The 14638-nt window shown below is 39.4% G+C and carries 16 protein-coding genes; 10 read left to right on the top strand and 6 right to left on the bottom strand.

Translation table 11 applies throughout. The annotated features are described in order from the left end of the window. Positions 1 to 2: 2 nt before the first annotated feature. The 5 genes from mreC to CH361_RS02635 are packed head-to-tail and all read left to right on the top strand — an operon-like array spanning position 3 to position 5917. Positions 3 to 1184 (top strand): rod shape-determining protein MreC, encoded by a 1182-nt coding sequence (gene mreC / locus CH361_RS02655; RefSeq protein WP_100789253.1) that lies wholly within the window; start codon positions 3 to 5, stop codon positions 1182 to 1184. Further along, the gene (gene mreD / locus CH361_RS02650) at positions 1181 to 1696 is read left to right on the top strand and encodes a rod shape-determining protein MreD (protein WP_100789252.1); all 516 of its coding nucleotides are present in this window, start codon (positions 1181 to 1183) and stop codon (positions 1694 to 1696) included. Before mreC ends, mreD begins: the two co-directional genes overlap by 4 nt. After that, positions 1693 to 3630, top strand: coding sequence for a penicillin-binding protein 2 (mrdA, locus tag CH361_RS02645; RefSeq protein WP_100789251.1), 1938 nt, complete (start codon positions 1693 to 1695; stop codon positions 3628 to 3630). The genes mreD and mrdA overlap by 4 nt, the downstream gene beginning before the upstream one ends. Then, positions 3630 to 5144, top strand: coding sequence for a rod shape-determining protein RodA (gene rodA, locus CH361_RS02640; RefSeq protein ID WP_100789250.1), 1515 nt, complete (start codon positions 3630 to 3632; stop codon positions 5142 to 5144). The genes mrdA and rodA overlap by 1 nt, the downstream gene beginning before the upstream one ends. 8 nt (positions 5145 to 5152) lie before the next feature. Then, complete coding sequence (locus CH361_RS02635; protein WP_100789249.1) at positions 5153 to 5917, top strand: hypothetical protein; 765 nt, start codon at positions 5153 to 5155, stop codon at positions 5915 to 5917. On the opposite strand, the gene CH361_RS02630 is transcribed toward CH361_RS02635, so the two are convergent. Further along, the gene (locus CH361_RS02630) at positions 5903 to 6835 is read right to left on the bottom strand and encodes a bifunctional riboflavin kinase/FAD synthetase (RefSeq protein WP_100789248.1); all 933 of its coding nucleotides are present in this window, start codon (positions 6833 to 6835) and stop codon (positions 5903 to 5905) included. The genes CH361_RS02635 and CH361_RS02630 overlap by 15 nt on opposite strands. 36 nt (positions 6836 to 6871) lie before the next feature. On the opposite strand from CH361_RS02630, the gene CH361_RS02625 reads away from it, so the two are divergent. Continuing rightward, a complete protein-coding gene (locus CH361_RS02625) occupies positions 6872 to 7441 on the top strand; it encodes an LIC10729 family protein (RefSeq protein ID WP_244279486.1) in 570 nt (189 codons plus the stop codon). An 11-nt stretch (positions 7442 to 7452) separates the two neighbouring features. Here the strand turns inward: CH361_RS02625 and CH361_RS02620 are convergent, their stop codons facing one another. Continuing rightward, positions 7453 to 7797, bottom strand: a complete 345-nt coding sequence (locus tag CH361_RS02620; RefSeq protein WP_015682560.1) for an STAS domain-containing protein — start codon at positions 7795 to 7797, stop codon at positions 7453 to 7455. A gap of 118 nt (positions 7798 to 7915) precedes the next feature. Between CH361_RS02620 and CH361_RS02615 the strand changes: the two genes are divergently transcribed. From CH361_RS02615 to CH361_RS02600, 4 genes are read left to right on the top strand one after another with little or no spacing between them, the layout of a single operon-like run. Further along, positions 7916 to 8635, top strand: a complete 720-nt coding sequence (locus CH361_RS02615; protein ID WP_100789247.1) for an LIC_12936 family protein — start codon at positions 7916 to 7918, stop codon at positions 8633 to 8635. A 15-nt stretch (positions 8636 to 8650) separates the two neighbouring features. Further along, entirely contained in the window at positions 8651 to 9346 is a 696-nt protein-coding gene (locus CH361_RS02610; RefSeq protein WP_100789246.1) for a DnaJ domain-containing protein, read from the top strand. 11 nt (positions 9347 to 9357) lie between these two features. Beyond that, positions 9358 to 10374 carry a type I phosphomannose isomerase catalytic subunit gene (locus CH361_RS02605; protein WP_100789245.1) on the top strand — a complete coding sequence of 339 codons (1017 nt, stop codon included), beginning with the start codon at positions 9358 to 9360 and terminating at the stop codon, positions 10372 to 10374. Positions 10375 to 10428: 54 nt separating this feature from the next. Then, positions 10429 to 10731, top strand: a complete 303-nt coding sequence (locus CH361_RS02600) for an LIC_10421 family protein (protein WP_244279485.1) — start codon at positions 10429 to 10431, stop codon at positions 10729 to 10731. Positions 10732 to 10748: 17 nt separating this feature from the next. Here the strand turns inward: CH361_RS02600 and CH361_RS02595 are convergent, their stop codons facing one another. Genes CH361_RS02595 through CH361_RS02580 form a run of 4 tightly spaced genes read right to left on the bottom strand, consistent with a single transcriptional unit; the run spans position 10749 to position 14591 of the window. Then, on the bottom strand, positions 10749 to 11609 hold the full coding sequence (locus CH361_RS02595; protein ID WP_100789244.1) for a pirin family protein: 861 nt from the start codon (positions 11607 to 11609) through the stop codon (positions 10749 to 10751). Then, a complete protein-coding gene (locus CH361_RS02590; protein ID WP_100789243.1) occupies positions 11606 to 12670 on the bottom strand; it encodes a glycoside hydrolase family protein in 1065 nt (354 codons plus the stop codon). Before CH361_RS02590 ends, CH361_RS02595 begins: the two co-directional genes overlap by 4 nt. 15 nt (positions 12671 to 12685) lie before the next feature. Beyond that, entirely contained in the window at positions 12686 to 13228 is a 543-nt protein-coding gene (locus CH361_RS02585; RefSeq protein ID WP_100789242.1) for an SRPBCC family protein, read from the bottom strand. A 43-nt stretch (positions 13229 to 13271) separates the two neighbouring features. Beyond that, positions 13272 to 14591, bottom strand: a complete 1320-nt coding sequence (locus tag CH361_RS02580) for an MFS transporter (protein WP_100789241.1) — start codon at positions 14589 to 14591, stop codon at positions 13272 to 13274. Positions 14592 to 14638: the final 47 nt, after the last annotated feature.

Below are 14638 nucleotides of genomic sequence, written 5' to 3'. Positions count from 1 at the left end.
CCATGAAGTGGAATCGCATCAATCAAAATGACGAATTGTTTTCCCTACTCTTCGTATTCCTGTTTTCCTTTACTTCCCTAATTTGGAACGGCAACTTCATGGTAAGAGGGATTGCCAGCTTTCAGGGTGTAGGCGACTTTTTTTCGGGGTCCTTCGATTCTTTCGGAACCTTGGTCAAAAGTAGTTATAACAAACTCGAGTCTTTCGAACGGGTCAGAGAAGAGCGCGACTCTTGTTTGAACGTTATGGAAGAATACCGCCAACTTTCCAAAGATGTAGAAAGATTGAAGGCAGAGAATGCCATCCTTAGACAAGAGTTAAACTTCCCGCTCCATTTAGATTATCCTTCTGTAAGAGCAGAAGTTCTTAGCGTTCGTTTGAATGCGATTTATAGAACCATCATCATCAACAAAGGTTCCGAAGAAGGAATCAAACCTTATATGCCGGTTGTGGCGCGTTCGCTCGATGAAAAAGGTAAATTCACAGAAGCCCTTGTTGGTAAAATCATCGCTGTTTCCAAAGGGTCGGCAGTGATCCAACCCATCATCAATTCCAACTTTTCTATGGGAGTATCGATTCCAGGAACAAATCTCTGGGCCTCACTCAACGGAAATAGTGGCCGCGGAACCGATGTTTTGTTAGATTATATTGATGCAGGGATTGTGATTGATCCAAAAGCCATCGGTAACTTTCCTATGGGACCAAACCCGCCGCCGACTTCCGCAAATACCATGTTTACCGAAGGGTTTAGTAAAATTGGAAAGGCTGTTTTTAGTTCCGGTGGATCAGGAGTTTTCCCGCAAGGAATTCCTGTGGGAACTATCATCGAAGAAGGTCCAAGGAACGGATCTTTTAAAACTGCCATCTTACGTCCGTTTGTTGAATTTGATAAACTTCTCCATGTGATTGTCCTCAAAAAACAACCTGAAAAGTGGCGGGAAGAATGGCCCGCAGAAAAAACAATTCAAATTGATGGCCCTTATTTTGGTGAAATCGATTTTCCAAAAGAAAAAGATTATAATAAAAAAGGAAAAGAACAAGAAAAAAGGCAAGGCAACTTTCCTTCTACTTTCGGAACTCCACAATACACAAAACCATCTGTGAATACGAATACACCTGATTCCACACCAACGACCCCATCCACTCCTTCTGCACCAGAAGGACCTAAAGAGGTGGCACCATGATTTTAGATAAACTCTTTATCGTCATAGGATTGTTACTCTCTCATTTTCTGAATGGATCCAATCTATTTGAATTAGGAAATGCAGTGCGACCAGACTTTATGGTCATCTTTGTTGTTTTCTTTGCTTTAAGAAAAGGACCACTCTATGGACTATGGCTTGGATTTTTTGGTGGTCTACTCACAGATACTGCACTCGGTGGAGAAATCGGTGGAGACGATATAGTTTATTATAAAATAGGACTTCATTCCTTTTCTTATGCTATCATTGGATACATAGTAGGAAAAGTGATGAGAAGTTCTTATACTGAAAACTATATTTCCATTACCATTTATATCCTTGGTTTTACATTGGTTTCAAGAATTATTACTTACTTATTGTTTTTGATGTTCTTTCATTCTAACCAAAGTTATTCCTTTTTGTATGTGTCCCTATATAACGCTTTTATCGGACCTGCATTATTCTTTTTATTCTCTTGGGCATTTCGATTGGATTCTGATGAGGTAAGACAATGAGCCAGTCGGCATCAGAGTTTCGATTAGAAACAAGTTTCCGTAAACGATTGTATTTTTTTACGGGAATGGTTGTATTTACGCTCACAGCTTATATCCTCCAGTTATTTAACCTTCAAATTGTTCAAGGAAGCGAAAACTCCTTAAAAGCAGAACGTTTTGTCCGCAGAAGTGAATCCATACCAGCAGATCGTGGAAATATCTTTGATCGCAACTTTCTCACTCCAGAAACAAGCCAACCATTAGTCTCCAATTCAGCATCTCTCGATGTAATCCTTAATACGAGTTTACTAAAGAATGATCCAAGAAAGGTGAAGGATTTTATTTACAAGTTTTGTGAAGCTCTTTCAATTCCTATCGTTTACTATGAAAAAGAATTACAAGATTCAAGATTAATTAAAAAAATTCGTTCCCGTGAACCTTTTGTACTTTTAGAAGGAATTTCAAGAGAACAACAAGAGCGAATCCTTGTTTTAGATAATATCAACAGATATGTATATTTGGTTTCTTCACCGGCTCGTGTTTATCATATGGGACCCGCCCTTTCACATGTAACTGGTTATGTGGGAAAACCGACAACCAGTGACTTACAAGAAAAAGAAATCAAAACCTACCAACTGATCGGTAAAGGTGGGATAGAATCTCTTTATGACACAACTCTTCGTGGACAAGATGGGTTCAGAATTCAAAAGAGAAACACCGAAGGTAATATTGAAGAAGAACGTGTCATCGAACATTCGGTTCCAGGGAATAATTTAATTTTAACCATCGATCGCGATATGCAAATTGCCGCCTATCGTGCATTAAAAGGTGTAAGGGGAACAGTTCTTGCTATCAAAGCAACCACCGGCGAAGTTATGGCTATGGCATCCAATCCTGCTTATGATCCCAATATCCTATCTGGAAAAAACAAATTAGATCGTTCCAATCACTTTACCCGAGTTACCAACAATGGTGGTTTTTTAAATTTAGCAATTCAATCTAGGTTCCCACCCGCATCCACTTTTAAAACACTTGTGGGTCTTGCAGCCATGGAAAGTGAACATAAAATCAATTTTGATCCCAAACAAACTTTTTCTTGCCCTGCAAACTTTACACTGAAATCAACCTTCAAAGGTGTACCTGACCAAGTATTTTACAACTGGGACAAAAAGAATCATGGGGAACTCAACTTAGCCCAAGCTTTGGAAAAATCCAACTCTGTTTATTTTTACCAACTAGGTTACAAACTCGGAGCAGAACCAATACTCGCCTACTCAAGGTTATTTGGATTAGACAAAAAAACCGGAATTGATTTACCAGGAGAAGCTACTGGATTCATTCCTAGTTCTGACTGGAAAAAACGAACTTATGGAAACAAGTGGTTTGATGGAGATACGGTAAACCTTTCCATCGGACAAGGTTTTATTTCAGTCACTCCGATTGAGATGGCATTATTTTATATGGCCGTAATCAATAATGGAAAAATTTATAAACCTTATGTAGTTTCCGAAATCAGAAGTCCTCTGGATAACTCCCTCATTCAAAAAACGGAACCAACAATTTTAAGAGACATCCCTCTAAAAAAGTCTACGGTGGAAGCACTTAAGGAAGGATTGTATTTGGTTGGGTATTCAGGAACGGCTTCAGGTGTTCTGAACTCACCAACTCTACCAGAAATTGCTGGTAAAACAGGAACTGCACAAACAAGACGTAGAGGAGCTTCTTCCTCAAACCACGCTTGGTTTATTGGATATGCACCAGTCAATGCTCCTCCCGAAAAACAAATATTAGTTGCTGCTTTCGTAGAATATGGTGTCGGTGGTGCTGCTTCCGCTGCTCCTGCAGCAAGAGAAGTATTTAAAGCTGCATTCCCACCTGGATCTTTCCCAAGAACAGATAGATCTCGTGCAAAATCCATGGAAGAAGAAGCACCAGTTGAACAAGAGGCATTTTAATGGCTGATCGTAATACAGAAAAACTCGATTTTTTTCTCATCATCTCTGTTGTCCTCGTCGCAATGGCAGGGGTTCTCACTTTATACACACAAGAAGCCAATACTGCAGATGGCCTTGGCCGTTGGTATAAACAATTCACCTTTGTTTTTGTCGGACTCATCTCCATGTGGTTTATGTCCAGGATCAACTACCAATTGATAGGTTCTTACGCCCTATTCATTTATATCTTTTCCATTGTTTTACTTGTACTCACACTGATTCCTGGAATTGGATACCTTCCTTCTGGTCGTGGAGCTCGTTCTTGGTTAAAACTTGGACCCATCACTCTCCAAGCGTCAGAATTTTCTAAATTAGCAACGGTAATCCTTCTCGGTCAATATTTGGTTTTAAAAGAAAAGGAAATGCATAAAATTACGGTTCTCATTGTACCATTTATCATTTGTTTGGTGCCGATGCTTTTCATTATTTTGCAACCTGACTTTGGGACTGCAGTCTCTTTTTTACCAATGTTATTTACTATGTTATACTTAGGTGGAGCTGACATTTTACATATTGGGTCCTTACTCACCTTTGGTGGAATTTCACTAATGGTGCCGATGTATCTTGCTTATTCTCAATTAACACTCATTCAACCATTAGTTGATTTACTTCGTAAAGATAATAAGGTTGAACTAGTATCCATCGTAAACCAACTCCAAGGTAAAATCTGGTTGATTTTAGATGGGAAAAAAGTGTCCGGACTCACCCTACCAGGAATCGAGAATCCTAAGAACCTTCAAATGATCCGAGAAACCGCAGAAATCGTGAAAGACGAATATGCGAGTGTCGGCTATAAAATTTTATCCAACGAAGCCTTTATGTTTGGGCTCGGTGGAACACTCGCTCTCATTAGTCTAGTGATGATTTTTATCAGAATTGCGCGTGGTTCCAAAAACCTTCGAAACTATTACATCACCATTGGAATTTTAGGGCTTTCTATCCTCTCAGCCATTGCGGTTCATAAATCCATTCCTTTCCGAGAAAACCAAGTCATCCGTCTCACAGCCTTTCTAAACCCTGACCAGTTCAAACAAGGAGCCGGTTACCAACTCAGGGCATCCAAACCAGCCGTTGGATCCGGCAAGGTTTTTGGAAAAGGACTTTTTCATGGAGAGATGACAGAAGGAAGAATCCCGCATGTTCCCGAATCGGGAACAGATTTTATTTTTGCTTCCTGGGCCGAACAGACAGGATTTTTTGGAAGTGTCCTTCTATTATTTTTCTTAATGTCGATTCCACTTCGAGGTTTACAAATCAGTTTTGAAAGTAAGGACAGATTCGGATCACTTCTTGCGGCCGGAATTGTTGCCATGATATTTTTCCACATTGCCATCAATGTGGGAATTGTAATTGGACTACTTCCAGTAACAGGTGTTCCACTTACATTCATGAGTTATGGTGGATCCCACTTGGTAATGGCAATGACTGCCGTTGGAATTATCCTTTCCATTAAAAAACGTAAGTTTGCAAACTAATCACAACCATGAAACCGACCAAAAAGGTACTAGGGGCAGAAGAGTTTTTCCAAACCAAAATCAAATTAGAAAATGAATTGATTCGTTTGGAGAAACTCGATAGGGAGTCTAGACAATTAATCACTCAAATCATTAGTTTATCGGAACAGTTGGTTCGAATTTCGGAGAAAAACGAGTCTCCTTATTTTTTACAAAGAACAAAACGTCTCAGTACAGAAATACATAAGTTCCAAATCAAAAACGAATACAAACAAAAAGAATTCGATTCTTTATTTCACATCTTAGATAAAATTAAATCAGAGGATAAAATTGAATTTTTAGATTCTGCCCTAAGGAATAGAATTTCTCGTATTGCTAACCACATTGCAGATAAAAAACAATCACAAGTAACCACAAACAACCTAAAAGGAAAGTTAGTTTTTATTTGTTATGTGTTAGAAGGTGTGAACTTTTTAATTCCAAAAAAAAGTTATCGTATCGTCAGAAATATCCCTGCTTTCAAAAAACAATTACGAATCAGAGATAAAGCGATTCCTTTATTTCCAGGATCTGGTTTTGTTCTGATGGAAGAAGGTGAAAAAAAACAAAAGAGTGTTCTTCTTATGAAGGATTCTTCTAAAAAAGAAATTGGATTTTATTTTGATGAATTGAAAGAAGATTGGGCCGTCTCCAAAACAGCTTTAGAAGGATTACTAGAAAAGGATTCTACCAATGGACAGATTTTGGGGAAAATCAAACGTAAAGGAAAATTATACCATTTAATTAAAGTTTAAAATACGAACCGCACTACTTCTATCTTTAGTTAGTTGGTCCTTTAACTCTTCCAAACCACTGAATTTTTTTTCATCTCGAATTTTGAGAACAATCTCCAATTCAACTTCTTTCCCATATAAGTCCCCATCAAAATCAAAAACATTCACTTCCACATGAAGTCCTTGCCCATCGAACGTGGGATTGTTACCAATGTTAACCATTCCTTTATGATCTTTCCCTCCAAACTTCGCAAAACAAGCGTAAACGCCAATTGCAGGAAGGAGTTTGTCGTCAGGAACTTTGATATTTGCCGTAGGAAATCCAATCGTTCTGCCACGTTTGGCTCCTTCAAAGACGATCCCTGTGATATGGTAATTCCTTCCCAAAAGGGTTTTTGCCTCTTCCATTTCCCCTTTTTCCAAATAACCACGAATGAGAGAAGAAGAGATTTTACTTTCTTTTTTGAGGACAGCCTCTTTTAATTCGACCGCATAACCATATTTAGTTTTGTTCGAATCGAGAAGATTAAAGTCACCGCGACGTTCGGCTCCAAAAAAATGATTATAACCAATGACAATGTGTTTGGCGTTTAAAGTTTGGATCATAATTTTTTCTAAAAAGTCTTCCGCAGACATTTTAGAAAGTTCCAATGTAAAATCCAAAACGAGTAAATAATCGATCCCAAACCCACGAACAAGTTCTTCTTTTTCCTTTTCGGAAGATAAATATTTAAAATTGGGTTTTTTGCCAAGAACCACGGAAGGGTTCGGAAAGTATGTCACCACAACCGAAGGAAGCCCCAACTCCCTGGCCTTTTCGACCGTACGCAATAGTAAGGTCTGGTGTCCTACGTGGATTCCATCAAAGTTGCCGAGAGTCAAAGATGAGCCATTTTGAAACTCGTTTTGGATCAATTCTAATGAGCGAATAATTTTCAAAGGGGGACTTGTCTCGTAATCCGATACTTGTACTAGGTGCTTCCATTGAAACTACGAATCCTTCTCCTAACGGCAATCTTTTTATCAAACTTGGTTTCTGTGTTTGCATCCGACTCTACCATTCCCAAACAAGAATTTGGATTAGAAGAGGGACTCCTCCCAGAAGACATCGCCACCTTCCCTGAATTAAAAACCTGGGCGATTTACCAGTCCTATGAATTGGAGCCAGATGCTCCTCACCTAGGCCTGCAGGATTATATTTGCCGGATGGTTCCTGAAACCGGACTTCGTTTTCTTTTAGAAAAAACCATTGTTTCTAAATCGACAGTGTATCTCTACTTAGACATAACTCGGTATAGACCTTTAAAAGGATCCAAATTCAAACCGAGGAAACTAAACATTTTAGTGAATGGAAGGCCTAAACTCTCTATCTACGCGGATAGAAACCAAAGTTTTCCAAACCCCATTGAGATTCCATTAGAACCTTCCGAATATCCGGATGGAAAAATCAATGTGGATCTAGTCCCCAGCAATAACTCACTGGGACGTTTTTGGGGGGTTTGGGATGCCTTTGTATTGGAAAATCGTTTAGAAGCGAGAGACTAAAAAAGAGAGGATCAAACCGCGTACTTTTCGCGGTATTCGTCTTCCCCAATGGTTTGGAAGTAACTAGTGAGTCCTGCCACTTTAAAAACCTTCTCAATTGCTGGTTTCATATTGGCAATAGAGAACTTTCCTTTCAGTTCTTGGACATAATTCAACTGTTTGATGAGCATTCCAATTCCAGAGGAATCAATATAATTGAGTTTCTCTAAATTGATGATGACATGTAAATTGTCCGTGGGTTGCGTGGGAACATTGGTTTCTAGGAAGTTTTTAAAATCCAGGGAAGTATAAATGTCCAAACTTCCAGAAATGCTGATCACATAAGCGTCTGCATTTTTTTTTAGATTTATTTCCATGGGAGACCTTCCGCAAGGATCGGGTTTTTGCGTTTTTTATCAACCTTATTTTTAACAAATTAATGATTTCATTTCAAAAGTCGAAAATATATATAGAGTCTACTATCTGGGAGTTCGTATGCGTACCTCGTTTGCCCTAATTTTATCTTTTCTACTGACCGTTGGTCTTTTTGCTGCCGACGAAAAAAATGAACCTGTTAGCCAAGCAGATTCTAAAAAGCTAAACCCGGATGGAAGCATTGCTCTTATCCCTTATAATGCAAAACAACAACAGAAGATTGAAAGAATCGGTAAAGAAGTCGATGATTACCACGCAGTCATCAACGATAAGGTGAAATTCCTAAGCTTTGAAAAGAAAATCAAAGACAGTCGTTATGGCCAAGTGACAAATGCAAGGGAAATCCACCTACCATTTGAACCACGTTATGTTTTACACAGTCGTTTCGTAATGAAATTGAAAGGTGGTGGCGGAGCCGAAGGTGGCGGATTTTCATTAGATGAAATTTCCTTTTGGTCGAGAAAATCACTCACAGAAAAAGGCAAAGACCCTGTTACCACTTACCGTGAATTAAAAAATAATACTGCCGGGGGAGTGAAGGGACTGACTCTTTCCGTTCGCACTGTGACCAATGCAGATGACAATACACTGAACTTCGAGTTGGAAAAAATCCAAAGCCCATGGGAAAGACTTCGTTTGGCAACAGCCTACAGAGATAGACTCCGTGAAGTTGCAAGAACCATTGACAGGTACATCCAAGCCAAAGGAAGTTTAGAAACTAGAATGGTTTCTGATTCCATTTTGGAAGTTTCTGTCAGCGGGGACTTTCAAGAACCTTAAAACATCGAGGGTGGAATGAGTCCTACCATGCCACACCTCTACGAAGTCCTAGAGATTCCTTTTGGAGCCACGACGGAAGAGATTAAATCCTCTTTCCGTCATCTGGTAAAACAATTCCATCCAGATAACCCATTCACTGGCTCCTATTCTAAATTCCAAAGTATCTATTTCGCATACCAAACCCTAACCGGAGAAGGACGAAAGTTATATGATGAAGAATTCAAAAAGAATTATGCTCGTGAATTTTTAAAACGCAAACTAGAAGAACATCCCGTGATTCTACCCGTCGCTCGTGTTCGGTTTACCACCGGAATTTTAGAACTCGCCAAACGAGGGTTAATGAGAAAAGGATTCCGTAACAAAGACCGCAGAAAAGTCACAGGAATCAATTATGACCTAATCATTGATTTAAAAGAATCAGAAGTCATTAGATCGGTGATTGCCGTCATTCCACTCACCGTAAGAATTGTTTGCCGAGATTGTATGGGTGGTGACCCACATTGCCCCGCTTGCAGTGGACGGGGAAGTTACAAAGGTTATCGAAATCTAAAGGTAGAGTTTCCAAAATCAGCTCTCATTCACGGAAAGGTTTTTGAATTTGATCTCTCTAAATTCCGGCCTGATTCGTTTACTCATTTTAAGAAAAAATACTTAACGGTGAAACTCTTGGTTCACAAAAATATCCCTTTACGGCCTAGGAGTGCTGTCTAAAAAGGAAATCGATGGAAAAGATTCCCAAAGTTCTATTTTTGAACCCCCAGTATAAGGAAAAAATTTGGGGTGGGCGAAAATTCGAAACAAAACTTGGTCGGAACATTCCAGAGGGACAAATTGGTGAGTCTTGGGAAGTCTCCGTTTACGGAACTGAAATTTCCCGCATTCAAAATTCTGAATTTCAAAATCTTTCTTTAACAGATCTTATACGAAAGGCCCCAAACGATGTATTAGGAAAACCGTTTGCCCAGTCAGGACTCCCTTTACTTGTCAAAGTTATTGATGCTAAAGAAAAACTTTCTGTCCAAGTACATCCCGACGATGAATATGCACTCAAATACGATCCTAAGTCGAATGGCAAAAAAGAATGTTGGTACGTTTTGTCCGCTGATCCAGGGGCAGAACTCGTTGTTGGATTTGATACTAACACAAGCCGAGAAGAATACGAGTCTCTAGTAAAACAAAACTTAGGGGAAACGATCCTCAGAAAATGGAAAGTAAAACCAGGGGATGTATTTTTATTAAATCCGGGTACAATACATGCCATTGGTGGAGGAGTTCTCCTTTTAGAAGTACAACAATCTTCTGACTCTACCTACCGGGTGTATGATTATGGTCGTTTAGGGGATGATGGAAATCCAAGAGAACTCCATTTAGAAAAAGCCTTAGCAGTTTTAAACTTTCAAAAGTCCGATAGTTCTGAAAAAAAAACCAAAGAACTCATCACTTATCACCCATTCCCTCGTTACAAGTTCACTTCCAACGATAAATTCCATTTGGAATCTTGGGAATTTAACCAAGCGCAAAATTTCACTTTTTCAAAGTTATGTGAACCTGTTAGTTTTGGCATTTTTTATACCATCTCTGGGTCTATTTACTTTCCTGAATTACAAAAACTGGTTGGCCCGAACGAAACATTCATGGTTACAGCTTCAGGGTTTTCGGAAACCATTCCTGCCTTCGCAGAAACGGGCACCAAATTGGCTTTTATGTCAGCCGGTTCTGATACTGTAAAATATCAATAACCTACCCTATTGACAAACCAATAGAAAGGGTATAATGATGACAGAGAGGTTTCTATGAAAAAATTTATTTCCCTATTACTCGTGTTAGCATCTACATCCGTATTTGCTTTGTCTGAACTTGAAAACTTGATGATTAAAGAAGCAAATTCTCCAGAGAGTAAACAAGCGGCGCGGTCCTACTTAAGTGCGATGGCAAAAGAGAAGGAAGCCAACGCAAAAAGACACGAAAAAATGGCGGTCACTACAGGTGGAAAAGCAGTTTCCCAAGCAAAGTTTAAAGAACATTGCCTAACCCTTGCTAAAGAATTCCGAGCAGAAGCAGAGGAATATAAAAAAGCTGCTGATGATTTAAAATAAAATTCTAATCTTAACCTTTATTTGGGCAAAGGAATTCGATCGGTTTCCCCTGGGACTTTTGGAAATTCATCTTTTGCCCATCTTTCCTTTGCTCTTTCAATTGCCTCTTGCCTTGTAGAAACAAAATTCCAAAACAGATTTCTTTTTTCAGTGAGCGGTTCCCCACCGAGCAACATCAAACGGCTGTTTTGTTTAGCTTTGAATTTTACAGAACTTCCTTTTTCAAAAAGAACCATAGATCCTGTCCCATAGGATTCGTCCCCTGACTCAATCGAACCACGAGAAATATAAAGCCCCGCCTCTTCTTTATCTGAAAGGATCCAATCCACTTCCCCTACCGAAGGATTCACTTCTATATCTGCATAAAACAAAGGGGAATGAACCGTGGCTGGTGAGTGTAATCCTAGAAAACTACCACCTAACAAACGGAATACTAAACCATCTTTTTTAAGAACCGGCATTTCCCCTTCCGAAAAATGTTCAAAACTAGGATCTATTTCTTCTTTCTCTTTTGGCAAAGCAATCCAAGTTTGTATACCTTCTAAGATTTCATATTTGGGATCAAATTTTGACCGTTCACTGTGTACGATACCAGATCCGGCAACCATCCAATTGGTTTCATTCGGCCGAATGTCCATTTCCACTTTCAAACTATCACGATGTGTGATCACACCATCATATAAAAAAGTGATGGTAGCAAGGCCAATATGCGGATGGGCCCGAACTACAAGCTCCTCACCTGTGACTACGGGTACCGGACCAAAGTGGTCAAAAAAAACAAAGGGGCCTATGGAGCGTTTTTCCATAGCAGGAAGAACGCGACGGATGATAAAATTATCACCTAAATCTTTGGAGTGTCCATGAAGAGAACGTGTCATTTCCGTTTAGACTTACCTGTTTTAGTTTTTGGACTCGATATTTTCTTTTTCGGGCTGGCCTTCTTTTTTTGCACCTGTTTGGTGGTTTTCTTTGGAGCGGTTTTTGATTCCTCTACCTTTCCAACAAAAAGACCGATGGCTTCTTTCCCTTGAGTCCAATGTGCCTTGTTTCTGGCATTAAAATAAAGGATAAAGATTTTCTCCGCTTCCGAATACTTTACATCACAAGCATAGACATGGCTTGCTTTCCATCCTTTGCCAGTTGGTCCGAGGATCGGAGTTTGGTTGATGCGTTCAAAGTTGAGACCATCTTCACTTTGTAAAAAGAGAATGGCCGAACAGGATTCTTTCCTCACTGGATTCCAAAAAATTCCATTTTGAAATCCAAGGTATCGACCTTTCCATTCAATGACCTTTAAGGAACCTGCAGCTAAATTACAAAATGGATCCATCTCACTAGGAGAAAGTATGGGATCCGAAAAATAAGAAAAAGGGCCAAGAGGAGAACTCGACTCGGCCACGGTGATATGTTTTGGTTCACAAAATCCACAATCGGGAATGTAAACTAGAGATGAAGAAAAGTACATTCTGTACTTTTTTCCGAACTTCACCAAACACGGATTACTGACAGAATCTCCATATTTAACATCTTTATGGAAAGGGAATTTTGGTTGGATGACCGTTTGCGGGGAAGACCAAGTTTTTAAATCTTTGCTAGTTCTGACTTCAATTCGTGATTTCCACTTTCTATAGGGAAACCAGGACATAAGTACATGAAGGAATTTATATTTTTCGTAATAGAGATAATAAGTTCCTTCTTCAAAAAAAAGAAAGGGACGCATGGCATTCCAAAGAACTGTTTTTCTTTTTTTCCACTGGATCCCATCTTCGGAAAGAAACTCCTGCACACCAAACAAATTGTGTGCAAACAGATGCCAAAGGCCATCGGGACAATTTTCAGGAAATAAAAAACTCGGATCCGCAAGAATGGGAGAAAAGAACCCGGGTTTTAAAATGGGATCATCTTGGTAGAGTTGCCAATAGATATTTTGTTTGTTCAATCGAAATGAATTTCCTTATCGTTCTAAAACAACTTTAAGGTTGGATAGCCCCTCTTCAAAGTCTTTTCCGATTAATTCGTCAAAATTCATAAAAAGACAAATCAAATTGGAAGGATAAGGTATGGAACCATCAAATCCCCAAATGACTTTGGATTTTTTTTGGTCTAGTGAAGAAACTTTCATATAACTACGTTCTGTAGCTTCCATTGGTTCTATAAATCGAAGTTCCGTTTGCATCTCCAAAGCATCCGCATTCACCATTTTGATTTCTTGTTCCCCAGTTCCCACTTCTTGGTCCGAACTTTCCCAACGAGAAATAAAACCGATGTTACCATCTTGGCCTGTAAATATTCTTTTCATATTAGGGTCTTTTTTCGCCCAAACACTGTATTTATCTTGGTTCTTTAACATTCGAATAAAATCAAATACCTCCGAGGCTGGTTTATTGATATCGATGGTACGTTCTACCTGGTATTGGGTTGGTAAAAAGAGAGCCACGATGAGAGGAATGGCGACGAGGCCAATGAGTCCTATAGAAATTTTTCTGCCGAGTGTCATAAGTAAAATATCCTAAGGTCGTTTTCCGATTTAGTCAATTTATTTACCCACGTGGTCGCAAATTCCAACTGAAAACAAGAAGGAAGATTGCAATCAAAGTGGAAACAAGGATAGCACCTAAGGCAACGTCCCATGAATATTCTGTGGCAAGAATGGCAAGACCTTTGCCTTGGGCCGTACGACCCAAAGATCCAAAAAGGCCAATAAACCCAGCGGCAGTACCCACCGCTTTTTTTGAAGTAAAGTCGATACCAGCGACACCTAACAACATAACAGGTGGATAGATAAAAAGTCCAATGAGTCCAAAAAGTAGATAATCAATCCATATGGAACCTGGAGGGTTCCACAAGATTCCTAAAAAAGCAAAGAAAATAGGGATGATACAAAGTAAACTTACCATTCCCCTCCTTCCATCAAATTTATCAGAAACCCATCCCATAAGAATGGTAGAACCAATTCCTCCAAATTCCAAAATGAGTGTGGAATAACCTCCACCCAAAAGGTCAGCTCCTTTTGTTTCTTTTAAGTACGTTGGACCCCAATCAATCAAACTATAACGAATGATATAAACAAAAAAATTGATAATCGCGAATAACCAAATATATTTATTAAACAAAACTTGATCAACAATCAATTGTTTGGTGGTTAGTTCAGATTCGTGATTTTCTTTTTCTTCTGGTGGGTAATCGTTTCGGTAGACCTCAACAGGAGGAAGCCCTTCTGACTGCGGTGTGTCCACAAGCCGAATGTATAAATAAACAGATCCTATAAGTGCAATGACCCCTGGGACAAAAAAGGCATATTGCCATCCTAACTGCGCTGCCGAGTGGGAAGCAACCACTCCCACAAGTCCGCCTCCAATATTATGTGCAATATTCCAAAATGCAAACGTAGTACCACGTTCTCTTACTGAATACCAATGCCCAAGTGAACGCCCGCATGGTGGCCAACCCATTCCTTGCACAAGACCATTCGCTCCCCATAAAAAAAGATGAATCCAATAATGATTCGCAAATCCAAATGAAAAATTCAAAATGGCAGTAAGAAACAAACCTACCGCCATAAACTTTCGCGGATTGGAACGATCGGAAAGAGCTCCCATGAGAAATTTTCCAATCCCATAAGTGATGGCAGTTACTGCGAGGATGTCACCTATTTCTGTTTTAGAATAAGATAACGCTTCACCAATTTCTTTAGAAACAGGAGAGAAGTTATTTCGAGTTAAGTAATAGGTCGTATAACCGAGAAAAGTTGATTCTAACACTCGGAAACGAAATTTCGGATACAGAGATTGAATTTCTGATTCCGTTTTTAAAGGGATGGATGGAGCAGGAGCGAACCACTGGCGAATGGTTTGTAACATAGACTAGGAAGATGGAAGTCTATAGAGAAGGAGTCAAGTCGATTCTC

Origin of the sequence: Leptospira brenneri, assembly GCF_002812125.1 — a bacterium.
Classification (GTDB): Bacteria; Spirochaetota; Leptospiria; order Leptospirales; family Leptospiraceae; genus Leptospira_A; species Leptospira_A brenneri.
The sequence above is the reverse complement of the archived record's forward strand: the minus strand, read 5'-3'. Positions and strand labels throughout refer to the sequence as shown.